General features: G+C 51.1%; 26 protein-coding genes. All 26 read left to right on the plus strand.

The window, feature by feature from the left end:
• Positions 1 to 15 precede the first annotated feature (15 nt).
• The 26 genes from fliN (at position 16) to murI (ending at position 24,886) form a co-directional block, all read left to right on the plus strand.
• Positions 16 to 459: a flagellar motor switch protein FliN gene (gene fliN, locus F7R27_RS02725; protein WP_151702667.1), complete on the plus strand. Its 444-nt coding sequence runs from the start codon at positions 16 to 18 to the stop codon at positions 457 to 459.
• A 62-nt stretch (positions 460 to 521) separates the two neighbouring features.
• On the plus strand, positions 522 to 890 hold the full coding sequence (gene fliO / locus F7R27_RS02730) for a flagellar biosynthetic protein FliO (RefSeq protein WP_151702668.1): 369 nt from the start codon (positions 522 to 524) through the stop codon (positions 888 to 890).
• Positions 887 to 1,627: a flagellar type III secretion system pore protein FliP gene (gene fliP / locus F7R27_RS02735; protein WP_151702669.1), complete on the plus strand. Its 741-nt coding sequence runs from the start codon at positions 887 to 889 to the stop codon at positions 1,625 to 1,627. The genes fliO and fliP overlap by 4 nt, the downstream gene beginning before the upstream one ends.
• Positions 1,628 to 1,637: 10 nt before the next feature.
• Positions 1,638 to 1,907: a flagellar biosynthesis protein FliQ gene (gene fliQ / locus F7R27_RS02740; protein WP_151702670.1), complete on the plus strand. Its 270-nt coding sequence runs from the start codon at positions 1,638 to 1,640 to the stop codon at positions 1,905 to 1,907.
• Positions 1,908 to 1,911: 4 nt separating this feature from the next.
• The gene (gene fliR, locus F7R27_RS02745; protein WP_151702671.1) at positions 1,912 to 2,703 is read left to right on the plus strand and encodes a flagellar biosynthetic protein FliR; all 792 of its coding nucleotides are present in this window, start codon (positions 1,912 to 1,914) and stop codon (positions 2,701 to 2,703) included.
• Positions 2,696 to 3,838 (plus strand): flagellar biosynthesis protein FlhB, encoded by a 1,143-nt coding sequence (gene flhB, locus F7R27_RS02750; protein ID WP_151702672.1) that lies wholly within the window; start codon positions 2,696 to 2,698, stop codon positions 3,836 to 3,838. The genes fliR and flhB overlap by 8 nt, the downstream gene beginning before the upstream one ends.
• A 141-nt stretch (positions 3,839 to 3,979) precedes the next feature.
• On the plus strand, positions 3,980 to 6,085 hold the full coding sequence (gene flhA, locus F7R27_RS02755; RefSeq protein ID WP_151702673.1) for a flagellar biosynthesis protein FlhA: 2,106 nt from the start codon (positions 3,980 to 3,982) through the stop codon (positions 6,083 to 6,085).
• Between the two features lie 41 nt (positions 6,086 to 6,126).
• On the plus strand, positions 6,127 to 7,554 hold the full coding sequence (gene flhF / locus F7R27_RS02760; RefSeq protein WP_151702674.1) for a flagellar biosynthesis GTPase FlhF: 1,428 nt from the start codon (positions 6,127 to 6,129) through the stop codon (positions 7,552 to 7,554).
• 18 nt (positions 7,555 to 7,572) lie between these two features.
• Positions 7,573 to 8,388 carry a MinD/ParA family protein gene (locus F7R27_RS02765; RefSeq protein ID WP_151702675.1) on the plus strand — a complete coding sequence of 272 codons (816 nt, stop codon included), beginning with the start codon at positions 7,573 to 7,575 and terminating at the stop codon, positions 8,386 to 8,388.
• A 25-nt stretch (positions 8,389 to 8,413) separates the two neighbouring features.
• On the plus strand, positions 8,414 to 9,124 hold the full coding sequence (locus F7R27_RS02770; RefSeq protein ID WP_151702676.1) for an RNA polymerase sigma factor FliA: 711 nt from the start codon (positions 8,414 to 8,416) through the stop codon (positions 9,122 to 9,124).
• 87 nt (positions 9,125 to 9,211) lie between these two features.
• Complete coding sequence (gene cheY, locus F7R27_RS02775; protein WP_151702677.1) at positions 9,212 to 9,595, plus strand: chemotaxis response regulator CheY; 384 nt, start codon at positions 9,212 to 9,214, stop codon at positions 9,593 to 9,595.
• A 24-nt stretch (positions 9,596 to 9,619) separates the two neighbouring features.
• Positions 9,620 to 10,423: a protein phosphatase CheZ gene (locus tag F7R27_RS02780; RefSeq protein WP_151702678.1), complete on the plus strand. Its 804-nt coding sequence runs from the start codon at positions 9,620 to 9,622 to the stop codon at positions 10,421 to 10,423.
• 15 nt (positions 10,424 to 10,438) lie between these two features.
• Positions 10,439 to 12,556, plus strand: a complete 2,118-nt coding sequence (locus tag F7R27_RS02785; RefSeq protein WP_151702679.1) for a chemotaxis protein CheA — start codon at positions 10,439 to 10,441, stop codon at positions 12,554 to 12,556.
• A 27-nt stretch (positions 12,557 to 12,583) separates the two neighbouring features.
• Complete coding sequence (locus F7R27_RS02790; RefSeq protein ID WP_151702680.1) at positions 12,584 to 13,765, plus strand: protein-glutamate methylesterase/protein-glutamine glutaminase; 1,182 nt, start codon at positions 12,584 to 12,586, stop codon at positions 13,763 to 13,765.
• 51 nt (positions 13,766 to 13,816) lie between these two features.
• Positions 13,817 to 14,593: a ParA family protein gene (locus F7R27_RS02795; protein WP_151702681.1), complete on the plus strand. Its 777-nt coding sequence runs from the start codon at positions 13,817 to 13,819 to the stop codon at positions 14,591 to 14,593.
• Positions 14,594 to 14,596: 3 nt separating this feature from the next.
• The gene (locus F7R27_RS02800; RefSeq protein ID WP_151702682.1) at positions 14,597 to 15,400 is read left to right on the plus strand and encodes a chemotaxis protein CheW; all 804 of its coding nucleotides are present in this window, start codon (positions 14,597 to 14,599) and stop codon (positions 15,398 to 15,400) included.
• An 86-nt stretch (positions 15,401 to 15,486) separates the two neighbouring features.
• Positions 15,487 to 15,897, plus strand: a complete 411-nt coding sequence (locus F7R27_RS02805) for a DUF2802 domain-containing protein (RefSeq protein WP_240776177.1) — start codon at positions 15,487 to 15,489, stop codon at positions 15,895 to 15,897.
• Positions 15,898 to 16,029: 132 nt separating this feature from the next.
• Entirely contained in the window at positions 16,030 to 16,434 is a 405-nt protein-coding gene (gene ndk / locus F7R27_RS02810) for a nucleoside-diphosphate kinase (protein WP_151702684.1), read from the plus strand.
• A 75-nt stretch (positions 16,435 to 16,509) separates the two neighbouring features.
• Positions 16,510 to 17,640 carry a dual-specificity RNA methyltransferase RlmN gene (rlmN, locus tag F7R27_RS02815; RefSeq protein WP_151702685.1) on the plus strand — a complete coding sequence of 377 codons (1,131 nt, stop codon included), beginning with the start codon at positions 16,510 to 16,512 and terminating at the stop codon, positions 17,638 to 17,640.
• A 36-nt stretch (positions 17,641 to 17,676) separates the two neighbouring features.
• Positions 17,677 to 18,426 carry a type IV pilus biogenesis/stability protein PilW gene (pilW, locus tag F7R27_RS02820; RefSeq protein ID WP_151702686.1) on the plus strand — a complete coding sequence of 250 codons (750 nt, stop codon included), beginning with the start codon at positions 17,677 to 17,679 and terminating at the stop codon, positions 18,424 to 18,426.
• Positions 18,423 to 19,376, plus strand: a complete 954-nt coding sequence (locus F7R27_RS02825) for a RodZ domain-containing protein (RefSeq protein WP_151702687.1) — start codon at positions 18,423 to 18,425, stop codon at positions 19,374 to 19,376. Before pilW ends, F7R27_RS02825 begins: the two co-directional genes overlap by 4 nt.
• 58 nt (positions 19,377 to 19,434) lie before the next feature.
• Positions 19,435 to 20,700, plus strand: a complete 1,266-nt coding sequence (gene hisS / locus F7R27_RS02830) for a histidine--tRNA ligase (RefSeq protein ID WP_420846610.1) — start codon at positions 19,435 to 19,437, stop codon at positions 20,698 to 20,700.
• A 3-nt stretch (positions 20,701 to 20,703) separates the two neighbouring features.
• Complete coding sequence (locus F7R27_RS02835; protein ID WP_151702689.1) at positions 20,704 to 21,366, plus strand: YfgM family protein; 663 nt, start codon at positions 20,704 to 20,706, stop codon at positions 21,364 to 21,366.
• Complete coding sequence (bamB, locus tag F7R27_RS02840; protein ID WP_240776178.1) at positions 21,363 to 22,511, plus strand: outer membrane protein assembly factor BamB; 1,149 nt, start codon at positions 21,363 to 21,365, stop codon at positions 22,509 to 22,511. The genes F7R27_RS02835 and bamB overlap by 4 nt, the downstream gene beginning before the upstream one ends.
• 73 nt (positions 22,512 to 22,584) lie before the next feature.
• Positions 22,585 to 24,030: a ribosome biogenesis GTPase Der gene (gene der, locus F7R27_RS02845; RefSeq protein WP_151702690.1), complete on the plus strand. Its 1,446-nt coding sequence runs from the start codon at positions 22,585 to 22,587 to the stop codon at positions 24,028 to 24,030.
• Positions 24,023 to 24,886, plus strand: coding sequence for a glutamate racemase (gene murI / locus F7R27_RS02850; protein WP_151702691.1), 864 nt, complete (start codon positions 24,023 to 24,025; stop codon positions 24,884 to 24,886). Before der ends, murI begins: the two co-directional genes overlap by 8 nt.
• The last annotated feature ends 383 nt before the right edge of the window (positions 24,887 to 25,269 follow it).

A 25,269-nucleotide genomic window follows, 5' to 3' on the forward strand; every position in this document is an offset into this window, starting at 1 on the left:
CGGAGATAGCGGATTGTGAGTGACGAGAATAACGATGTAGATCAGCAGGCGCTCGCGGACGAATGGGCAGCGGCCATGGAGGAGCAGACAGGTTCGGGCGATGATGTCGACATTGATGCGCTTGCCGATGCGGTTGGCCAGGGGCAGGCGAAAGCCGTTCAGTTGGACGAACTGAAAGACGAGTCTGCTCCTGTTTCTGATGGAAAGCTGGATGTTATTCTGGATATTCCGGTGATGCTTACTGTTGAGGTTGGTGGGACCGATATTGCGATACGCAATCTGCTGCAGTTGAGTCAGGGATCGGTGGTCGAGTTGGATCGGGTGGCTGGTGAGCCGCTCGATGTTAAGGTTAACGGAACGCTGATTGCCAGTGGTGAGGTTGTAGTTGTCAATGATCGCTATGGTATTCGGCTGACGGATGTGATCAGTCCGCAAGAGCGAATTCGGCGTTTGAAATAGTGGCTATCCCTTTACTATCTCGTTTTATCTCTGCTCTCCTTGTCTATCTGCCTCTGAGCGTGATGGCGGAAACACCTGCGCCTGCGATGCGCATGGCTGAGCCCATTTCGCCGGGAGCAGTTCTGCAGATGTTGCTGGGTCTGGCGCTGGTTTTGCTGGTCATCTTTGGCTTGGGTTGGTTGCTGCGACGAGTTTCGGTTTTGCCTGGTCAGCATCCGAAGCTTAAAATCGTGGCATCACTTGCCTTGAGTAATCGAGAACGTGTGGTGCTGGTGCAAGTGGGTGATGAGCAGGTGTTGTTGGGGGTGGCTCAAGGCCAGGTCAGTCTTATCAAATCATTTGATGAGCCGGTGATTGAGCCGGTTGTCAGAGGGTCTTCCGAGTTTTCGAAACGGTTGCAGCAGGCGCTTAAAAAGGAGCGATCCTCATGAGGCTGTTGCTGCTTCTGATTATGCTGTTCAGTATGCCGGCTGTCGCGCAGACATTTGATACGGGCATTCCGGCGGTTACCATGACTGTCGGAGAGGATGGTCAGACGGATTACAGCGTAACGCTGCAGATTCTTGCGCTGATGACATTGCTGACTTTCCTGCCGGCAATGCTTTTGATGATGACCTCGTTTACCCGCATAGTGATAGTGTTCGCGATGTTGCGTCAGGCGCTTGGGCTGCAACAGACACCATCCAATCAGGTGGTGATCGGTCTGTCTCTTTTTCTGACGCTGTTTATCATGACGCCTGTTCTGGATCAGGTGAATGATCGTGCTCTGCAGCCCTATATCGCGGAAGAGATTACGGCAATGGAAGCGATAACTGAAGCAGGGGCTCCTTTCCATGCCTTCATGATTCGAAATACGCGAGAAAGCGACCTCAACCTGTTCATGCGTATCTCTGATACGCCGATGGTTGACGCACCCGAGGATGTGCCTTTCACGGTGTTGATTCCCGCTTTCGTAACGAGTGAGCTTAAAACGGCGTTTCAGATAGGCTTTATGCTCTTTATCCCTTTTCTGGTTATTGATCTGGTTGTTGCCAGTGTCTTGATGGCCATGGGTATGATGATGCTGTCTCCTATTATCGTATCCCTGCCCTTCAAGGTGATGCTGTTTGTGCTGGTTGATGGCTGGGCAATGGTTGTCGGAACGCTGGCTGCCAGTTTCGGCGTATAGAGGAGGTTATATGACAGTTGAAATGACGCTGGACCTCTACGGTAATGCTTTCTGGCTGGTTATTATTATTGTGGTGGTGATAGTGGGGCCTGCACTGGTTGTGGGTCTGGCGATCTCGGTTTTTCAAGCGGCGACTCAAATCAACGAGCAGACGCTGAGCTTTCTGCCGCGTCTTGTCGTGACACTTCTGGCGGTGATGTATGCCGGGCCCTGGATTGTCATGCAGATCATGGACCTGTTTCAGTTCTTCTTCCTGAATATCCCAAGACTGATCGGGTAGCGGGATGTTTGTATCCATCGCCGAAATAGAGCAGATGGTAGCCAATTTTCTGTGGCCCCTGTTCCGTATCGGTTCCTTCTTCATGGCTATTCCGATTATCGGTACTCAACTGGTCCCTCAGCGAGTGCGTTTGGGATTGGCTATTGCCGTGACGGTTGTGCTGATGCCGGTGTTGCCGGATATGCCTCGTCTGGAAGGATTGTCCCTTGCCACCTGGGTAGTGATTGCTCAACAGATTGTCATAGGTACGGTTTTCGGGTTTACGCTGCACCTGCTGTTTCAGTCGTTTGTTGCCGGGGCGCAGATTATTGCAATGCAGTCAGGGCTGGGTTTTTCGCAGATGAGTGACCCGGCCAACGGGATCAGTATCGTAGTAGTTGCTCAGTTTTATTTGATGATGAGCACGCTGCTGTTTCTGGCGATGAATGGTCATCTGGTGATGATTGAGATACTGGTGCGCAGTTTTTTTGTAATCCCTGTGGGCGAGAGTGGATTCACTCCAGATATTTTCATGCGCGTAGCGTTATCACTCAGTTGGTTGTTTGTCGGTGCGCTGGTGATGGCACTGCCTGCATCCATTGCGTTGTTGACGATCAACTTGGCGTTTGGTGTGATGACCAAGGCGGCTCCTCAGTTGAATATCTTTGCCATCGGGTTTCCTTTCTCAATGCTGATGGGGCTGCTGTTTCACTGGATAAATATTCCTATATTCTATGACCATTACATACGTATGAGCGATTTTGTGCTCGACTTTATTGCCGGATTCCTGAATGGGGGAGCCTTGCTGAATGGCTGAAGAATCGGGTCAGGAAAAATCACAAGAACCCACGTCGAAGCGTATTCAGGATGCGCGTAACAAGGGGGATATACCGCGCTCGCGTGAGTTGAATACCTTTACGCTACTGATGGCTGCGGCATTCTCAGCCATACTGTTTGGCAGTATGCTGGCCAGTGCGCTGATGGAGATGATGAAGTACAACTTCTCACTGCGTGGGGATGAGATATGGGATGTTTCTTATATGGTCAAGCATCTCTTTGAGTCCCTGTACATGTCCTTTTTCAGTCTCTGGGGGTTTTTTCTGCTGGTGTTCATGGTCACACTGCTGACGCCCATGTTCATGGGGGGGTGGAACTTCAGTACGGATGCTCTGCAGCCCAAGGGGAGTCGTCTGGACCCTATAGCGGGCATAAAACGCATGTTTTCCGGTAACTCGTTGGTGGAGTTGTTCAAGGCGATAGGAAAGGTGCTGATAGTGGGTTCTGTGGCTGTGATAGTGCTGTTTGCAGCCAGGCATGAGTTGGTGTCGTTGACCAGTGAGGCGGTCGAGCCAGCGACGGTGCATGCTGTAGAGATTCTGAAATGGATATTCCTGGCACTGGCGGCATCCATCTTGATTATTGTGCTCATAGATGTGCCCTGGCAGCACTACAGCTATAACAAGAAGTTGAAAATGACCATGCAGGAAGTCAAGGATGAGCACAAGAATACAGAGGGTAAGCCAGAGGTAAAGCGGCGAATCCGTCAGCTTCAGTTCGAAGTTTCGCAGCGTAAAATGATGTCTGAGGTACCAACGGCTGATGTCGTGATCACCAACCCGACCCATTATGCTGTGGCTATTCGTTATGATCAGTCGTCCAGTGATGCACCGATCGTTATTGCCAAGGGAGCTGATTTTGTTGCTCTGAAAATACGTGAAATTGCGAAGGAGCATGATGTCCCGATCCTCTCTTCCCCTGCGCTGGCGCGTGCCCTTTTCTATGCGACGGAAATAAATGAAGAGGTGCCATCCGGTCTTTATACCGCAGTTGCGCAGGTGCTTGCCTATGTTTTCCAGATGAGGACCTTCAAAATCGGTACAGGCAAGCAGCCGGTGCCTCCGCGAGAAGCTGAACTTAAAATTCCAGACAACATGAGGGTGGATGAAGAGTAGTGCTGGCGCAATTCTTGCATCTAATCTTGCTGACTGCATTTGTTGTGTCAAATAATTGACCAATCGAGGATTGGAAGTCAATTTTTCAGGCTGATCAAATGTTTGCAATCTAAAATGATGTTTTTTTGACGGTTGAAGCAAGTGGATCGAGTAGCCTTTCTGCAAAATGTGCGCAGTATCAGCCATGGAAATATTGGTATTCCCTTGCTGTTGCTTGTCATTTTGGCGATGGTTACGCTGCCAGTCCCGCCGTTCATGCTCGATGTGTTCTTTACCTTCAACATCGCGCTTTCAATTGTTGTCCTGCTTGTTTGTATTTATGCCTTGCGTCCTCTCGATTTTGCGGTCTTTCCAACCATTCTGCTTGCTGCCACGCTGCTGAGGCTGGCGCTCAACGTTGCTTCCACGCGTGTGGTTCTGTTGCGTGGCCATGAAGGCGGTGATGCGGCGGGTCAGGTGATCAAGGCGTTTGGTGAGGTGGTTGTTGGTGGTAACTATGTTGTCGGTATCGTGGTATTCCTGATACTGGTCATCATCAACTTTGTGGTAGTAACCAAGGGTGCTGGACGTATTTCCGAGGTGAGCGCGCGTTTTACCCTGGATGCCATGCCCGGTAAACAGATGGCAATTGACGCCGATGTTAACTCCGGGTTGATCACGCAGGAAGAGGCGCAGCAGCGGCGTCAGGATATTACTCAGGAAGCAGATTTCTATGGGGCTATGGACGGTGCGTCGAAATTTGTCCGAGGGGATGCGGTTGCGGGTATTCTCATTCTGGTGATCAACCTCATCGGTGGGCTTGCGATCGGTATGCTGCAGCATGATCTTGATTTCGAAACCGCATTGCGAAATTACTCGTTGTTGACCATTGGAGACGGCCTGGTGGCACAGCTGCCCTCGTTGCTGCTGTCCACAGCGGCGGCTGTAATGGTGACGCGCGCGAACTCATCGGAGGAGATGGGGGATCAGGTGTTCCGGCAGATGTTTTCATCTCCAAGGGCGCTGATGGTGGCGGCAGGTGTGATTGCCGTTATCGGTATCGTTCCCGGGATGCCGCACTTTGCCTTTCTGTCACTGGCTGCGATTGCCGGGGGGGTTGGTTGGCTGATTCATAAAAAGCAGTTGCTGAAACAGCAGGAAGCAGCAGAGCAGGCCGTCTTGCCTGAGTCTCCACCCGAGGAGGAGCATAAAGATCTGAACTGGGATGATGTCATGCCGGTTGATATGATCGGGCTTGAGGTCGGCTACCGCCTGATACCCATGGTCGACAAGATGCAGGGAGGGCAGTTGCTGAGCAGGATCAAGGGTGTTCGCAAAAAGCTGTCACAGGATCTGGGTTTTCTGGTGCCTTCTGTGCATATTAGAGATAATCTGGATCTGATGCCGGGTGCATACAGAATTACGCTCATGGGCGTGATTTCGGGTGAGTCTGAAGTATATCCCGATCGAGAGCTTGCAATTAACCCCGGCCAGGTGTTTGGTACCCTGAAAGGGGTTGCGGTCAAGGACCCTGCTTTTGGTCTGGATGCGGTCTGGATAGAAAAGGGCCAGAAGGAGCATGCTCAGACACTGGGTTATACAGTTGTGGATGCCAGCACTGTTGTGGCCACTCATCTGAATCAGATTCTGCAGGTGAATGCACATTCGTTGCTCGGACATGAGGAGGTTCAGCAGCTGCTGGATCTCTTGACCAAGCATTCACCCAAGCTGGTTGAAGAGTTGATTCCGAAAAAGGTCAGCATCAGTGTGTTGCTGAAAGTGCTGCAGAACTTGCTGATGGAGCAGGTATCGTTGAAGGATTTTCGCTCGATTGCCGAGGCATTGGCTGAGGCATCTGACCGCTCGGCTGCCGACCCGCTGGCGCTCACGGCTGCTGTGCGGGTGGCCTTGTCTCGATTGATAGTGCAGAGTATCAATGGCGCGGATCCGGAACTGCCGGTGATTACGCTGGATCCGTCGCTTGAACAGATGCTGCTGGGCTCTATGCAACAGGGGGCGCAGTCAGAGGAGGTGGCGGTGTTGGAGCCGGGGATGGCTGAGAGGCTTCAGACATCACTTGGTCAGGCAGCGCAGCAGCAGGAGATTGCCGGGAAGCCTTCTGTTCTGCTGGTGTCTGCGCCAATCAGACCGCTCATGGCACGTTTTGTGCGCTATGGTGATCGTCAGATACATGTGCTCTCTTATCAGGAAATACCGGAAAATAAGAAAATTACCATTGTGGCAACGGTAGGAGGTGGCAATGGCTGACAGGGAAAAGACTTCGGGCTCGCTGCCGATAAGGAAGGGTTATGAAAGTTAAGCGTATTTTTGCACCGGACATGCGCCAGGCGATGCGTCGTGTTCGTGATGAAATAGGTCCCGATGCCGTGATCATCTCCAATCATCGAGTTGCCGGTGGAGTGGAGGTTGTCGCTGCCAGAGAGCAGGAGTATGAGTTGGCTCAGGCCGAGCTTAAGCGCTCGCGTCAGCAGAGTCAGCGAAAGTCCTCAGTAGCAAGGTCGGAGCCATCGCGCAATGAAGAGCTTGAGGCTGAGCTGAGGCGTGCCCAGTTCCGTATCGCTGAGGTAAGAGAAAGATCCGAACAGCCGCAGCCATCTGTAGACATGAATGCCAATCGGCAGATGGATGATGATGAGAGTGAAGATTTGCGCTTTATTCTTGATTCCCTCAAAGAGCGGCAGAAAGAGCGTAACAAGGAATCATCCCGTCAACCGCGGGTCGGGCTTGATCATGAGGTATCAAGTGGGGAAAGGGCTGCCTCGGCTGCTGGGCAGGAGTCTCAGCAGATGATGATGTCTATGCAGCAAGAGATTCATCAACTGCGAGCTCTGCTTGAGCGTCAGATGGTGCAGCCGTCAGCATCGAAGGTTGCGGATCAGCCGGCTTTTGATAATGCTCAGGCAGCCCGTATCGGTGGTCGTCTGGAGCAGATGGGCCTTGGGCGTCGCCTGGTGCAGCAGATCATGACGGGTATCGAGCCGGACCTTCCGGTGGATAAAGCCTGGCGTAACTCGCTTGGCAAGCTCGCAGAAGCCATCCCTGTGGTGGGTGAGGAGTTTATCGCACGAGGTGGTATGGTTGTCTTTGTCGGCCCGACAGGTGTAGGGAAAACTACGACCATTGGAAAGCTGGCTGCTCGCTATGTGCTGCAGCATGGCAGCTCAAGCCTGGCGCTGGTAACAACAGACTGTTACCGCATCGCGGCCCATGAGCAATTAAGAACTTTTGGGCGTATTCTTGATGTGCCGGTTCGGGTGGTGGATGAGAACCATAATCTTGAAGAGGTGTTGACTTCCCTGCGCGGAAAGCGACTTGTATTGATTGATACGGCCGGAATGAATGCGCGTGATCCGGCAGGGCAGCAGCAGATGGAGTCTCTGGCTTCAGTCTCAATGCGGCTGAAAAAACTGCTGGTACTGTCCTGTTCCAGTCAGCGGCAGTTGCTTGAAAGCGCTTATGAGAACTATAAGGAACTGGGGCTTAATGGTTGTGTGCTGAGTAAAATGGATGAGTCAGGGAGTTTGGGTGAGGCCCTGACTGTTGCAATAGAAAAACAGCTACCTGTGGCTTATGTCACGGATGGTCAGCGTATACCGGACGATATCGTTGTGGCTCAGCGCCGTGACCTGGTCAGTCGTGCGGTTGTAACTTCGCAGCGTGATAATGAGCGCTCCCGGGATTCGGATGAGGATGGCCGTTTTTTTCAGGCGGGCTAAGGTGCCAGAGAATTGAATATGAAGCGTACGCATCCCGTCAAGGTTATCGCAGTCACAGGTGGCAAGGGTGGTGTCGGTAAGACTAACGTATCTGTGAATCTGTCTGTCGCTCTCAGTGAAATGGGGCGTCGGGTTGTTCTGATGGATGCGGATCTTGGGCTGGCCAATGTGGATGTGTTGCTGGGTCTTCGTCCCAAGAAAAATATCGCCAATGTTCTGTCTGGAGAGTGTTCTCTGCTGGAGGTGCTGGTGGAGGCAGCGGAGAATCTATGGATAGTACCGGCGTCTTCCGGAACCCAGGAGATGACAGCGCTGAGTGTGCATGAGCATGCTGAGTTGATCCATGCTTTCAATGATATCTCCGATCAGATGGATGTATTGATTGTTGATACGGCTGCTGGCATTTCCGAATCGGTTGTCAGCTTTGTAAGGGCTGCTCAGGAAGTGCTCGTTGTCGTCTGCGATGAACCAACCTCCATTACTGATGCGTATGCTCTGATAAAGCTTTTGAATCGTGATTATCAGATGACCCGCTTTCGCGTGCTTGCCAACATGGTGCGGGCTGAGGCCGAGGGTAGAAACATGTTCAGCAAGTTATTGACCGTGACGGATCGCTTTCTTGATGTTACGCTTCAATACGTTGGCTCAATACCTTATGATGAGTCGATCAGAAAGGCTGTGCAGAAACAAAAGGCTGTCATGAAAGCCTTTCCTACTTGTAAGTCTGCGCTGGCCTATCGTCAGTTGGCTAACAAGGTGGATGAGTGGCCTGTACAGAATAGTCCCCGAGGTCACCTGGAGTTCTTTGTTGAACGCCTGGTAAACAAGGGTTGAGTTTTAGCGCTGACGAAGAAGCAGTATGTACAATCAGCTGCAGTTTACATCGACTCACGAACTGATTGATCAGTATGCCCCTCTGGTTAAACGCATCGCTCATCATTTGATGGCGCGCTTGCCTTCCAATGTAATCCTGGATGATCTGGTTCAGGCGGGCATGATTGGTCTGCTGGAAGCGGCCAGAAAGTTTGACCCCGGTAAGGGGGCGAGCTTTGAAACCTACGCCGGGATCAGAATTCGTGGTTCAATCATAGATGAAGTGCGCCGTGGAGACTGGACGCCGCGCTCTGTGCATCGTAATGGGCGCAGAGTCACCGAGGCTATCCATCAGATAGAAGCCAGGCTGGGGCGTGATGCCAGTGATGCTGAGGTTGCAGCTGAATTGGGCGTTTCCGTTACTGAGTATCATGCCCTTCTACAGGACTCCCTTGACAGTCGGCTGTTCAGTATAGATGAGCTTGCTCACAATGATGATGACAGCGTCGGCATGCAGTTCGAGGGTGATGATCCCGGGCCGATGATGCAGCTTCAGGACAGTAATTTTCGTCAGGCCCTTGCTGATGCCATCAGTAATCTGCCTGAACGTGAAAAGCTTGTATTGGCGCTATACTACGATGAAGAACTGAATTTGAAAGAGATTGGCAGCATATTGGGTGTCAGTGAATCCAGGGTCAGCCAGATCCATACTCAGGCTGCATTGCGTTTGAAAAGTCGTTTGCGAGAATGGCATTAGCTATTTTATTTGTTATTACCCGCAAGCGTGATTAGTATTGGATGTTATAGTTTGATTCGATAGTGTTTGAATGTGGGGGAGAGTGTCTTGAAGAAAGACATAAAAATACTTGTTGTGGATGATTTTTCTACAATGAGGCGCATTATCAAAAATCTGCTGCGGGACCTCGGCTTTACAAATGTAGATGAAGCGGACGACGGTAAAACAGCGCTTCCGATTTTGCAGCAGGGGCGAATTGATTTTCTGATCACCGACTGGAATATGCCGGGTATGACAGGCATCGATCTCCTCAAGGCGGTTCGTGCCGATCCTAATCTGTCACATATTCCGGTTCTGATGGTGACGGCGGAGGCTAAGAAAGAGCAGATCATTGCTGCAGCCCAGGCGGGCGTCAATGGTTATGTGATTAAACCGTTTACGGCTGTTGTGCTGAAAGAGAAGATTGAAAAGATTTTTGAGCGTATTGGCTGATCATCCGTATAGAGAGTTCCAATTATGATAAAAAATCTCTCCGTTCTGGAGTTTGAAGGCCTGGAAGAATTGCTGAAAATCAAGGCACAGGAGTTGGTCGCAACGCTCGATGCCGGAGACCTGCTGAAGGCAGTGGAGCTTATCAACGAGTTGCAGCAGGCCCGACATCAGGTGTTCTACAATGAGGTCGGTCATCTGACCCGCGGCCTGCATGAGGCAATCAAATCCTTCTCGTCAGATATCGATGAGAAAATCGTCGATGATATGGGGAAGAAAATTCCCTCCATGACGGATGCCTCTGATCGTCTTGCTTATGTTATTGAGCTGACAGATAAAAACTCACATGAAACCATGGATCGCGTGGATCGCTCCCTGAGTCTGGTGGATCGCCTGGATAATCAGAGTGAGCGATTTCGTGATCTATTGATGCTGGTAGGGCAGCTCGAGGGTGAGTTCAAAGGACTTGCCGGTGTATATGACCGTACCTGCTCCGTTAAAAACGAATCAGAAAAAACGATTGAAGAGCTGCGTAATGTCCTGACAGACATTTTGGTATCACAGAGTGTTCAGGATATTACGGGGCAGCTGATACGCCGTGTCATAAATCTGATGACACAGGTTGAAAAACAGTTGGTTAAGTTGATGGAAATGTCCTCAAAGGTCGAGCGCCTGAGGGGAATGGATATTGATGCTGTAGCAGATGATGATAAAGAGCCGGAGGCTGCCGATGCCATTGCGGCTCAGGGGCCGCAGCTTAAGAAAAAAGAGGCAGGAGCGGTCAGTAATCAGGATGATGTGGACGAGTTGCTGTCTAGTCTGGGTTTTTGATGAGGGGATCACGATATGAGTTTGGATGTTGATCAGGAAATTCTGGAAGATTTCCTCGTTGAAGCGGGTGAGATCCTTGAGCTGCTGTCGGAGCAGTTGGTTGAGCTGGAACAGCGTCCTGATGACAAAGATCTTCTGAATGCGATATTCAGGGGGTTTCATACGGTCAAGGGTGGTGCCGGTTTTCTGCAGCTTAATGCCATGGTTGATTGCTGTCATAAAGCGGAAAACCTGTTTGACCTGCTGCGTAACGGTGATATCAAGATAACGCCAGAGCTGATGGATGCCGTTCTTCAGGCGCTCGATGCCGTAAATCTGATGTTTGATAATGTTCGCAACGGTGTTGAGCCGCAGCCCGCCTCTGATGAGTTGATGGCGAGGCTGACTGCCTACACTTCCGGTGACGTTCCGCCGGCCGCAGTTGCGGCTGAACCTGCACCCGCGCCAGTCTCGACGCCGGCTCCGGCTAACCCTAATACGCCGAATGACGAGTTCGACATGCTCCTCAGTGATCTGGCGGTGAGTCATCAGAGTTCTGAGGGTTCCTCCAGTAGAGCAGAGACATCAGCGACAGATGATGATTTGATTACTGAAGATGAGTTTGACGCGCTTTTGGACGAGTTGCATGGTGCGAAAGGTGCGCCGGGTATTGCGAAACCAGCCGAGGTGTCCAAGCCTTCTGAGACAGCATCATCTGCAGCATCGAGTCATAGTGACGAGATTACCGATGATGAGTTCGAGTCTCTGCTGGATGATTTACAGTCTCAGGGCAAAGGAGCGTTTGCTTTTCTGGCGGGCTCGAACGAGGGAGGAGGGGGGCAGGAAAGTTCAGTTGCAGTAGCTCCCGTGAAAGTGGCTGCTCCGGCTACACCCAATAAGGTAGCTCCACCAAAAGCGCCGCTGGATGATTTTGAATCGGACAGTCCTGCTGTTGAGGTTACAGGTCGTACACCGCAGAAGGTTGTGCAGGAAAGCAATGTTCGCGTTGACACAGCGTTGCTTGACAAGATCATGAACATGGTTGGTGAGCTGGTGCTGGTCCGAAATCGACTGGTACGTCTTGGTGGTGCTGCCGAAAACGAAGATATGGGTAAGGCGCTGGGCACGTTGGATATGGTGACGGCTGACTTGCAAAGTTCCGTCATGAAGACGCGTATGCAGCCGGTGAAGAAGGTGTTCGGGCGGTTCCCGCGTCTTATTCGCGACCTCTCGCGCAGCCTCAATAAAGAGATACGCCTTGAGCTTCGGGGCGAAGAAACCGATCTGGATAAAAACCTTGTTGAAGCCTTGGCTGATCCGCTGATCCACCTTGTGCGCAATGCAGTTGATCACGGTATTGAAGATCCGGATGAGCGCGAGCGGATGGGTAAGCCCAGAGAGGGGCATGTTCTGCTTTCTGCCGAGCAGGAGGGTGACCACATCCTGCTGATTATCAGGGATGATGGTTCGGGAATGGACCCGGAAAAACTGCGTGCGCTGGCAATCAAGCGCGGTATGCTGGATGCTGAGTCGGCTGCGCGCCTGTCTGATCAGGAGTGTTTTCATCTGATCTTCCATGCAGGCTTCTCGACCAAAACCGAGATATCCGATGTATCCGGGCGTGGTGTCGGTATGGATGTGGTCAAGACCAAGATCACTCAGCTGAATGGTACGCTGGGAATCGACTCCATCCTTGGTCAGGGTACACAGATCGCGATTCAGGTGCCTCTTACGCTGGCTATCATGCCGACCTTGATGGTTGTGCTGGAGAATCAGGCATTCGCGCTGCCACTGGTGAATGTCAACGAAATATTCAACCTTGATCTTACCAAAACCAATATAGTTGATGGTCAGCAGGTGATCATCGTGCGCGATCAGGCGCTCCCGCTTTTCCATCTGAAACGCTGGATGGTCAAGGGCTGTGAAAATGAGGCGCTGCCGGATCAGGGGCATGTTGTTATCGTTTCTGTTGGCACTGCGCGCGTAGGCTTTGTGGTGGATCAACTGGTCGGGCAGGAGGAGGTGGTGATCAAGCCACTGGGCTCGATTCTGCACGGTACGCAGGGTCTCTCGGGTGCGACTATTACTGGTGATGGTCGTATTGCACTCATTATCGATATACCGAATCTTCTGAAACGCTATGCTTCAACCTGATCCGGTACGGCTGTTGACGGAAAAACTATGGCAGTAACAGTACTGATCGTTGATGACTCTGGGTTTTTTCGAAATCGAATAGAAGAAACCCTGAAGGATGATGGTCGCATTCAGGTCGTTGGCACTGCTGTCAACGGTAAGGAGGCTGTTGAAAAAGCACGGCTACTGAAGCCTGATGTGATTACCATGGATGTCGAAATGCCGCAGCTCAATGGTATTGAGGCTGTGCGTATTATCATGCGTGAGTGTCCAACCAACGTGATGATGCTGTCATCTCTGACTCATGAGGGTGCGCGGGTGACTCTGCAGGCTCTGGAGGCGGGTGCTGTTGACTATCTGCCAAAGGATATCAGAGCCTGGATGGATCGCTCCAACACGCTTAGAAAGGAGTTGGTAGATCGTATTGTCGCGCTTGGCAAGTCTCGTCGCTACCGTGCTTCGCTCCCTTTCGGGCGATCCTCATCCAGTGAGCAGTCGGGCTCCAGTATGGTTTTCCGGCCACAGCGGCCTAAAACGGATACACAGCAACAGTCAGTAGCCAGAACACCAGAACCCCGTTCATCGGCTGCAGCGGGATTGGCATCACGATCAGTTGCGGATACCAGAGGGGCTGCTACTGCTGTATCCAAAGTGCGGGTTCCGGATTGCAGGCTGGTTGTTATCGCTTCCTCAACTGGCGGCCCTGCTGCCTTGCAAAAAATCATTACGGCCTTACCTGCCAGCTTCCCTTACCCTATTCTGTTGGTGCAGCATATGCCAAAGACCTTTACCAAGGTCTTTGCTGAGAGGCTGGATCAGCAGTCGCGTATCAGAGTGAAGGAGGCTGAGGATAATGATCGTCTCGAGCCGGGGCTGGCGCTGCTTTGCCCTGGGGGTATGCAGATGATGATTGATCCTCGACAGACTGGCAGGGTGAAAATACTGGAGGGTGATGAACGCCTCACCTATAAACCAAGTGCTGATGTGACCTATGCCTCCGTTGCCAAAACCTATGGCTCCGGTGCGCTGGGTATCATTCTTACCGGAATGGGTGCTGATGGTTGTGATGGAGCCAGGCTTCTTAAGCAGGCGGGCTCAACCATGTGGGCACAGAGTAAAGAGACTTGCACCATCTATGGTATGCCGCAAGCGGTGGTAAACGCTGGTCTGGCGGATGCGATTCTGGATCTTGATGATATCAGTGATCTGCTGGCGGGCAAGCAGCGCTAGGATTGGTGCCATTTTTTCAGACATACTCGGACAATCCTCAGGGAAAATACTATGCAGGTATGGGCGGTTGCTAATCAAAAAGGTGGGGTTGGTAAAACCACGACGGTTGTAACACTTGCCGGGCTTCTGGCTGAGGTCGGCTACCGGGTACTGCTTGTTGACCTTGATCCTCATGGCTCGCTGACCAGTTATTTCAGACTTGATCCGGATGAGTTGGATGAAAGTGTTTATGATCTGTTTGAGCAGGTCGAGTTGAACCCGCCATTGGTCAGAGGGTTGATTCAGCGCAGCTCACATGAAAGCATCGATATCATGCCTGCTTCAACAGCACTTGCAACGCTGGAGCGAAAAGCCGTAGGAAAAGAGGGGTTAGGGTTGCAGGTGTCTAAAGCACTCAGATTCGTGCGGGAAGAGTATGATTTTGTTCTGATAGACAGCCCGCCTGTGCTGGGTGTGTTGATGGTAAATGCGCTCGCTGCCTGTACGCACCTGTTGGTGCCTGTACAGACAGAATTTCTGGCTTTAAAAGGGCTTGAGCGCATGGTGAGAACAATTGAGATGATCAATCGTGCCAGAAAAAATAAGCTGGGATATACGATTTTGCCAACTTTCTATGATCGACGCACCCAGGCTTCAGTTACCAGTCTGCGAGAACTCTATCGGTTATATCCGGATGCTGTATCCAGTGCAGTGGTGCCAGTAGATACAAAGTTCAGGAATGCCAGCCTCAAAGGCTTGGTGCCTTCATCGATGGATGCAGGTAGTCGTGGGGTGCATGCTTATGCACGTCTGCTCAGAGGTCTTCTGGAGCGGTGCAAGCAGGAGTAACCTATGGCTGATCAGAAACGTGTGGTTTATGAATATCTTGAGGCTCTGCTTGCTGATCCGGCTGCAGGTTCGGATGAGCTGCTGAATGAGCAGGGTGCTGAGCAAAAGCAGCTAGAGGAAAATGCTGTATTGCCTGAGGGTGAGCTCTTTTCGGAAGAGACTGTTGCTGATCCAGGGCTGGTGACTGAGGCTATAGTAGAGCCAGAAGAGCCAGAAGAGCCAGAAGTACCTGAAAGTGCTGCCAGCGAGCCGGAGCCTGTTCATGAAGAACAGTCGATAGCGGATGAGTGGCCTGAAGAACCCTATGTTGATGTAGTGAAGGACCAATCCGTGCAACCATCAGTCAGTGGCGCGGATGATCTCTATGCTCAGGAATATGAGAGCATGATGAAGTGTGTGCTGGTCAGGGTGCAGGGGCTGAGCCTTGCGATCCCGGTGGACTACATTGATGGTGCCGTGCATATAACGACAATCTCGATGAGTATTGAGATGAATCATGACTGGATACTGGGGAGGTTCGGACCTCAGCATGATCGCACAACTGTTGTTGATACGGCGCGATGGGTAATACCTGATACCTACTCACTCGAAAAGTCCAGTTATTCGGATATCATTATCCTTAGCGGTCGCGATTGGGCGCTGGCTTGTGATGAGCTGGTCAAATCCATTAACATTCCCCGCAGCGCTATCAATTTCAATGCCAACAAAGAGGCGCGGGCCTGGTTGTTGGGGACTTACATGCCTGAGCGTTGTGCCATTCTTGATATAGATCAGTTGGTCGATGAGTTCGAGCTGATGATAATCTGATCTCCAAATCAGGCGAGGTGAGTGCTTGCTGAGGAGCTCTCCCTAAACTGATATAAAGGCAGTCTATGACCTATTGGGATGCTTCTGTGAGTGAATATCTGACATTGATACTGGTCATATTTGCACTGCTGGCAGTAGTATCCAGCGTGACCGCAGTCTATGTTTTAGTACGACTCAATCGTCAGGAGCGTCGCTTTCGCGCGCTGATCAACGTACTGAGAAATGAGATTCACGTGATGACCAATAGCTCCATAGGAATGGGCAAGCGACTGGTTGCAGTGGAACATAAACTCAATCTGACGGTCGATAAGCAGCAGGAGTTGGAGAATCGCGATCCTGGTGTGATGGCATACAATCAGGCAGCTCGTCTGATGGAGATGGGTGCCGGTGTTGATGATCTTGTAAAAAGCTGCGGTATTGGGCGTCCCGAGGCTGAGCTGATGGCTCTTTTACACAAAGAGCTGCATACGGGGCAGAGCCTGCCGCATAAGCATTAGCCCGGAATAGACTGATGAGTGTTACCACACCAATGAATCGATCGTTTTGATTGACTGCTGTTCAGTAATTCCTCCTTCACGTATAATCCGCACTTTTATCGACCTTAGTTTAATTTTGGGGAATATCTGACCATGGCTGTTGAACGTACACTCTCTATCATCAAACCTGATGCTGTAGCAAAGAATGTGATCGGCGAAATTCTGACACGCTTCGAAAAAGCAGGTCTGAAAATCATCAAGATGGAAATGAAATCTCTGTCCAAAGCAGATGCAGAAGGCTTTTATGCAGAGCATAAAGAGCGTCCGTTCTTTGCGGATCTGGTTGCATTCATGACTTCCGGTCCTGTTGTTGTTCAGGTTCTTGAGGGTGAAAATGCCGTACTGCTTAACCGCGATCTGATGGGAGCTACCAATCCTAAAGAAGCAGCTGAAGGTACTATCCGTAAAGATTTTGCTGAGTCCATCGATGCCAACGCAGTGCATGGCTCTGACTCTGTTGCATCTGCAGAAAGAGAAATCAAGTACTTTTTCGGCTAAGCTTATATGGTAAGTTTACAGGCCATCTAATACTGATGGCCTTGTTTTGAGTGTTAAGTAAATCAGGTAAAGACCATGTCTCATTCAAAGGTTAATCTGCTGGGCCTGTCTCCGGCTAAACTCGAAGCTTTCTTTGATGAGCTTGGAGAGAAGCGCTTTCGCGCGACTCAAGTACTGAAGTGGCTGCATCAGCACGGTGCAAGCAGTTTCGATGAGATGACAAATATCAGTAAGTCGCTTCGTGCCAAACTGGAGGAAGTGGCTGAAATTCGAGAATCTGAAGTCGTCTTCGAAAAATTCTCTGCTGACGGCACTCGTAAGTGGGTGATCAAGGTGGAGGGAGGGTCAAGTGTTGAGGCGGTTCTTATACCGGAAGGTGCGCGCAAGACTTTGTGTGTGTCTTCTCAGGTGGGGTGCTCGCTTGACTGCAGTTTCTGTTCGACTGGCAAGCAGGGCTTCAATCGAAGCCTGAGCAGCGCCGAGATCATAGGCCAGATTCGAACGGCAATCCGCTCTTTTGGTCCCTTTGACCCAGCGGGTGAAAGGCGTGTAACCAATGTCGTATTCATGGGCATGGGTGAGCCGCTGATGAATTTCAATAATGTCATGGATGCTGCGGCACTCATGATGGATGATAATGCATACGGTCTGTCCAAGCGCCGTGTTACGATCAGTACTGCAGGTGTGGTGCCGGCGCTGGACAAGATGGTTGGCCTTACCGATGTGTCTCTGGCCATCTCTTTGCATGCGCCTACTGATGAGCTGCGCAGTCAACTGGTACCGGTTAACAAGCGTTACCCTATAAAAGATTTGCTGGACTCGGCTAATCGTTATCTGCAGAGTCTCAGTGACAAGCGTGTTGCAACTATTGAGTATACCTTGATGGCCGGAGTTAATGATCAGCCAGAGCATGCACGCCAACTCGTTAAAGTGTTGCGCCAGATTCCCTGTAAACTCAATCTGATACCTTTCAACCCTTTCCCCAATTCCGGGTATGAGCGCCCATCTGAAGATGCGATCGCGGCGTTCAAGCAGATAGTACTTACCTCAGGTATCATTACCACTGTCAGAAAAACGCGGGGAGAGGATGTCGATGCAGCCTGCGGACAGTTGGTCGGTCAGGTTGATGATAGAACCAGACGTAGCCAAAAGTATATTCCTGTGATACAAGAAGAGGTTAGCAGAGACAAGAGCTTCCATTTCTAGGAGTAGTGTGTGAAGCCAAGGCGTGTAGTATTGATAATGTTGCTTCTGACTCTGGCTGGCTGTGGCGCACAGAGCAGAGTACCGGTTACTGGTGCAGAGGCCGCTCCTGATGCTGCTTTGCAGGCATATACCCAGTTGGGGCTGCAGTATCTTCAGGCAGGTGATACAGTAAGTGCAAAAGGCTCGTTGCAGCGAGCGATTGCCATCGATCCGAAATATGGTCCAGCATATAATGCCATGGCGTTGGTGTTTCAGGTTGAAAGAGACCTTGATCTGGCAGAGGAGTATTTCAGGAAGTCGGTTGAATTTGAGCCAATGAACGCAATGATCCATAACAATTTCGGGGCATTCTTGTTTGCTCAGCAACGTTATGAGGAAGCGTGCAGGCACCTGGCCAGGGCGACCGAAGATCCCTTTTATCCTTTACGGGCTCAGGCCTTTGAAAACCTGGGGCGCTGCTACCGCATCATAGAGCGCCCGGATGTGGCTGAGCATGCGTTTCGAAGAGCGCTGGATCTCAGTCATAATCGTCCGATCGCTCAGATAGAGCTGGCTGATCTGCTCTTGGTCAGTGGTAACAGTCCTGAAGCTGCTTTCTGGTTCAGGCAGTTTCGTGATCTGGTGGATCAGCGGCGTGTAGAGCACACGCCATTGAGTCTATGGGTAGGTATACGTGTTGCAAGGGAGAGTCGTGATGCCAGTCTGGCTACGACCTATTCGCTGTTACTTAGAAATCTCTTCCCTGATTCGGAAGAGTACAGGCAATTTAAGGAGGCTGCACATTGAGTAGTGAGCAGCAGGAATACTCAGAGCAGCTTTTTGCTGGTGAGCAGTTTACTCAGGCGCGTGAAGCCCTGGGGTTAAGTGTTGAGCAGATTTCTCAGGAGTTGAATCTTTCAGTCAAGATCCTGCGTGCTATCGAGTCCGGCACTCCGCAAACGCTGCCAAACCCGGTGTTTGTACGGGGCTATATTCGTAATTACGCGAAGCGGCTCGGCTTGGATCCTGATCTGTCGGCACGACAGTTTGAGGCCATTCCCGGGGTCAATCTGACACCGACTTCGGTTCGTTCTGCTGTATCCATGGGTACGCGTGATCAGAATAGAAGTCCTTTCATGCGTGTATTGACCTGGTTGCTTGTGCTGGCCGTCATCGCAGCAGCTCTTTGGTGGTCTGGTGACCAATACGGTTTATTTGAACAGGGTACAGAAGCGCCGCCAGAGAGGCCGGCTGATGCTGTCGTCGTGATTGAGCACGAATCCACTTCACCTGCAGTAACGGGACAGGTTCCGACTTTTGAAGCGCCTGTGCAGCAGGAGTCGCAGCCATTGTCCTCTGAGTCATCAGTAGTACTGACTGAAGAGCCTGTTGAGTTTTTGCCGCAGACACAGGTTTCTGAGGAGCTTCCGACTCAGTCTGAGGTTGAGGTTGCTGAGGCTCTCCCACAGGCTGAGGAAGCTACAGAGTCGGCCTCTCAGGTCGAACTCACTGCTTCGGGCCTGATGGTAAGCTTTATTGATGATTGCTGGGTACAGATCAGAGATGCCGAAGGTGCCTCTTTGTTCGCTGGAGTAGCCAGAGCCGGTAGTGATCTGGATCTGCAGGGTGTTGAGCCACTATCCGTTGTGATCGGCCGGGTCGATGCGGTTGGTAGCATCACCTATAAGGGCGAGTCTATTGATTTGCAGAGCATGAGTAATCGAAATGTAGCCCGCTTCAATCTGCCCCTCCGCTAAAAATTTTTTCTACAGGATACAGGTAACAGAGTTGGCCAAGATCAAAGCTATTCGAGGCATGAATGATATCCTGCCAGAGCAGACCAGGCTCTGGCAGTTTTTTGAAAGTAAGATTCGTACAGTCCTCGGTACTTATGGGTATGACGAAATCCGGATGCCGATGGTGGAATCCACAGATCTGTTCAAACGCTCGATCGGTGAAGTGACGGATATTGTTGAAAAGGAGATGTATACCTTCGATGATCGTAATGGCGACAGCCTGACGCTGAGGCCGGAAGGTACGGCAAGTTGTGTGCGCGCCTGTGAAGAGCATGGTCTGCTGTATAACCAGACACAGCGCCTGTGGTATATGGGACCCATGTTCAGATATGAGCGACCGCAGAAAGGACGTTATCGTCAGTTTCACCAGATAGGTGCCGAAACCTTCGGCATGACCGGGCCGGATATCGACGCTGAGCTGATTCTGATGAGTGCGCGGTTCTGGCGTGAGCTGGGGATACAGGATATTGTGACACTTCAGTTGAATACACTGGGGAGTCTAGCGGCCAGGAATGACTATCGCGAAGCATTGGTAGCCTATCTTTCGCAGAATATGGAACAGCTGGATGAGGATAGTAAACGCCGTCTGACGACCAACCCGCTGCGTATTCTGGATAGCAAAAATCCGCAAACGCAGGCTTTGCTGGATGGTGCGCCAAATCTGCATGACTTTCTGGATCAGGAATCCAGGGAGCATTTTGAGGCGTTGCGTACCTTGCTTGACAGGGCCGGGCTGAAGTACGAGATCAATCAGCGGCTGGTTCGAGGTCTGGATTACTATGGCAAAACCGTTTTCGAATGGGTGACTGATCATCTCGGAGCGCAGGGCACTATCTGCGCCGGTGGTCGTTATGATGGACTGGTTGAGCAGTTGGGTGGCCGTCCGGTTCCCGCTGTTGGTTTTGCTATGGGTGTGGAGCGCCTGATACTGCTGATTGAGGCTGCAGGTAGTGTGCCTGATAATCTACAGCAGAAGGTGGACCTGTTTGTTGCTGTCGCTGGTGCCGGCGCCGAGTCTGAAGGCTTGCTGCTGGCTGAACGTTTGCGAAGTGACATGCAACTGAGAATACAGCTTAACTGTGGCGGTGGCAGTCTGAAAAGTCAGTTGAAGCGGGCAGATAAGAGTGGTGCTCCCTATGCTTTGTTGCTGGGTGAGGATGAGCTGCTGGCTGGCAAGATAGTGATCAAGCCTCTGAGGGGGCAGGGTGAGCAGCATCTGGTCGATATGGCGGAGCTAACTGCCGTGTTGAAAGAAATAAATCTTGGTAAAGGTTTGGAGAATTAAAGCGTGGCGGAACTTCGGACAGAAGAAGAGCAGATTGAAGCGATCAAGAGCTGGTGGAAGGAAAATGGCAAATCATTATTGCTGAGTATTCTTGTCGTTGTGTCCGCTGTTGTCGGATGGAAAAGCTGGCAACAATATCAGGTAAATCAGGCTTCCCAGGCATCAGCCCTATATCAGAATCTCGTGGATGCAGTCATACAGACTGTCGGGAATCAGGCTGATGCTGGTGCGGTGAGTACTGCGGAGCATCTGAGCGAGCGTCTTAAAGGCGACTTCACTAAGACCTCTTATGCGCAGTTTGCTGCTTTACTCATGGCGCGTGTTGCTGTGGAGCAAGGTGATCTGAGTCGTGCGCAGCAGGAGTTGGATTGGTTGCTGGATGGTCGTGCCGAAGGGGATATCCTGCGTGTGGCGAACCTGCGTAAAGGTCGAGTGTTGGCTGAGTTGGGGCTTGTCGATGATGCAATAGCGCTGCTTCAAAATGCTGATGCTGGAGCTTTTGAATCAGGGTATCAAGAGTTGCTGGGTGATCTATACAGCATGTCCGGGCGCGTGGATCAGGCGCGGGCTGCATATAACAGAGCTCTTGAGGTGAGTCAGACATCTCAGGGGCAGGCAATTTTGCGCATGAAGCGTGATGACTTGGGGATTGAGGTTGATTCATGATGAAAAGCTTGCGTGGTCTGTTGCTGATATGCTGTGCGGCTCTGATCTCAGCCTGTGGTTTCTGGGGTGGGGTGGAAGAGGTTAAACCGAATCCGCTGGTGGACTTTACGGCGGAGAACAGTGTTTCTGTTGTCTGGAGCAGCTCTATTGGTAGTGGTCCAGGTCGTAAATACCATCAGATGAGACCTGCCATAGACGGTAATCGGATCTTTGCTGCCGATAGCAAGGGCTTGGTTGTAGCGCTTGATCGTAGTAATGGGCAGCGTCATTGGAGTGTCAATCTTAAAGATACGCTCATGGGTGGTGTCGGTGCAGGTTATGGCAAGGTGTTTGTCACAACTGAGTCAGGGCTGCTGGTTGCCCTGGATGCAAGTGATGGCACAGAGGTATGGCGTCGACAGTTGGCGTCTGAAGTAACATCTCCAGCGCAAGCCAACCCGGATATCGTTGTCGCCCAGTTGGTCAGTGGTCGTCTTACCGCACTTGATCTGAGAACGGGTGAGCATCGCTGGACCTATGATGCACAGATTCCATCCCTGACACTGCGTGGTACAAGCTCTCCGCTGGTTACCAGTGATGTTACCTTTGCCGGCTTTGCGAATGGACGTTTCCTGGCTCTGCAAAATGATAATGGGTCCGTCTTGTGGGATCAGCGTATATCACTGACTGAAGGGCGCTCTGAGCTTGAGCGTATAGTCGATGTTGATGGGCGTGCCATACTGCTGGATAACCTGCTCTATGTGGTTGGTTATCAGGGGCGTCTGGTAGCGATTAACCCTTTCAATGCACAGGTGATATGGGCGCTGGATATGTCCAGCTATCGTAGCCTGGCAAGTGGGTTCGGTAATCTTTATGTTGCTGAAGCCAACGATTTTGTGCAGGCGGTCGATGCAGGCAGTAGCGCCAGTGTATGGCGACAGACAAACCTTGAAAATCGACAACTGACCTCGCCCGGAGTGTTGGGTCGCACGGTAGTGGTTGGTGATTATGAAGGGTATCTGCATTTCATGTCGCAGACAGATGGGCGCTTCATGGCGCGCTATCGTGTTGACTCTTCAGGTTTGAGAGGCGATATGCTGGTTGTTGATGACACGCTCTATGTATTGAGTAATGCTGGCCGTTTGATGGCGCTCCGGCTGAACTGATTGGTTTAAAATTTCAGGCGGCGGCTTTCTGCATTATGTGGATAGCCGCCGTTTTGTTTATCAGGTAAAAACTATGCTTCCTGTTATTGCTCTCGTAGGGCGTCCGAATGTTGGCAAATCGACGCTTTTTAACCGACTGACGCGCTCTCGTGATGCGTTGGTTGCCGACCTGCCTGGTTTGACGCGAGACAGAAAATATGGCGAAGGCCGTATTGGTGGTTGCGATTATATTGTCATTGATACGGGTGGTATCACCGGGGATGAGGATGGCATCGATAAAGTGATGGCCAAACAGTCTCTCGTTGCCATGGATGAAGCGGATGTTGTTCTTTTTCTTGTGGACGGTCGTGCAGGACTGAATCCAGCCGATCAATTGATTGCAGATCATCTGCGCCGAATGAACAAACGCTGCTATCTGGTGGTAAACAAGACCGATGGTATCGATCCTGATGTTGCCATGGGTGATTTCTATGCCCTTGGAATTGCTGATCTGTATCCCATAGCTGCCTCTCATGGGCGCGGAGTCATGAGTCTGGTTGAAGAGGTTCTCAAGCCCTACATTGTTGAGGATGATGGCTCAGAAGAGGCGGAGGCTGAAGAGAAGGAGAGAGATCGCTCCATCCGTATCGCTGTGATCGGCAGGCCGAATGTCGGTAAGTCAACGCTGGTCAATCGCTTGTTGGGCGAAGAGCGAGTGGTGGTGTTTGATCAGGCAGGAACCACCCGTGACAGTATCTATATTCCCTACGAACGCGATGACCGCAAGTATACGCTGATTGATACAGCGGGAGTGCGTCGTAGAAAGCACATCACTGAAGTGGTTGAAAAATTCTCCATTGTAAAAGCGCTGCAGGCGATACGAGATGCCAATGTCGTTATCATGGTAATTGATGCGCGTGAAGGTGTGACAGATCAGGACTTGCACTTGCTGGGCTTTGTGATAGATGCAGGGAGGGCGATGGTCGTCACACTGAACAAATGGGATGGCATGGATCAGGATCAGAAAAATGCTACCAAGGAGAAGATTGAGCGTAAACTGAGTTTTGCAGAGTTTGCGCGTTTTCACTTCATCTCTGCGTTGCATGGTTCAGGTGTAGGCAACCTCTACAAATCGATACATGAGGCCTATGACTCGGCGTTTGCCAAGTGGAGTACCAACCGCCTGACAACCTTGCTTGAAGATGTCGTGGCTGATCATCAGCCGCCGACGGTCAATAATTACCGTATCAAGTTGAGGTATGCGCACCAGGGAGGCTCTAACCCGCCGATCATTGTCGTGCATGGCAATCAGACCGATGCGCTACCCAACTCCTACAAGCGTTATCTGGAGAACCGGTTTATCAACCTGTTGAAGGTAAAGGGTACACCGATCAGGTTTGAGTTCAAGACCGGTGATAACCCCTTTGCCGGCAAGAAAAACAAGCTTTCAGGCAGGCAGCTCGCCAAGAAAGAGCGAAACAAGGATCATATCCAGAAAATCAAACACCGTGCCAAGAAAAAGGCTCAGCGACGTGACTGAGCAGGCTGAGCTGAAGAACATGCCGATCGGGGTTTTTGACTCGGGTGTAGGTGGTTTGACTGTTCTGAATGAGATTCGCCGAGTGCTGCCGGGTGAGGATCTGATCTATCTCGGTGATACAGCCAGGGTGCCTTATGGCACCAAGAGCTCGGTATCCATTACCCGTTATGCAGAGCAGGCACTGCGTGCTTTGCAGAGTCATAAGATCAAGGCGTTGGTTATTGCCTGTAACACAGTGTCAGCGGTAGCGCTTGATCCTCTGCGTGCAGCGCATCCCGAACTACCGATTTTCGGCGTTGTCGAGCCAGGTGCGGCAGTGGCATGTCGTACCAGTAAGGCTGGGCATATTGGCGTGATCGCGACGGAAAGCACAATAAACAATCTTGCATACCATAAGGCAATCATTTCACGTCGACCTGATGCGACTGTCAGGGGAAGGGCCTGCTCGCTTTTTGTTGCGCTGGCTGAAGAGGGCTGGCATCAGGGTGAATTGGTTGAAAGTATCGTGCGTGAGTCGTTGGGGAATCTGCTGCATGCCGACGGCGATAATGCTCTGGACACGCTGGTGCTGGGTTGCACCCATTTTCCGGCACTCAGGGAAGCAATTCAGAATGTAGTCGGTAATGGTGTGGTGTTGGTAGATTCAGCAGTGACTACTGCTGATGCGCTGGCGGCAACTTTGGCAGATTTCAATCTGTGTGCTGCAAGGGAGGTTTCTGGGCATGTGCGTTTTCTGGTAACTGATGGGCCTGAGCGCTTCGCACGCGTAGCTCCGCATTTTTTCTCAGAGACAGTCGATGTCTCGAAAGTGGAGCTGGTTGATATCCAGCATTTTGGCTCAGATCAGATATTATAAATATTTCTGCAATTAGTCGTTGACTTAAATCTCAGCCTCTGTAGAATTCGCCTCCTCGATTGAGGTGCTGGCCCGCAAGGGAGCAGTCACCAGGATGGGTTCACAGTAGTTAAAGATTTGTTTTTAAATTGTTTTAAGTGAATTTATCGGTTGTTGAGTGAGTGCGCGGATCGACATGAAAATGATCGAAAAGCTGAAAAAACTCCTTGACAATGAATCGGCAGGCGCTAGAATATGCGCCTCGCTTGAGACGAAACTCAAGCCGCTCTTTAACAAGTTGATCAGGTAATACAAGTGGGCGCTTGTCGAGGTTAAGCACACAAGCTTAATCAGACAAGTAACCTAAATTCATTTAGTGTTGTTTTTGTCTGAGCATGCATTAA

This window comes from Nitrincola alkalilacustris (genome assembly GCF_008973755.1).
Taxonomy (GTDB): domain Bacteria; phylum Pseudomonadota; class Gammaproteobacteria; order Pseudomonadales; family Balneatricaceae; genus Nitrincola; species Nitrincola alkalilacustris.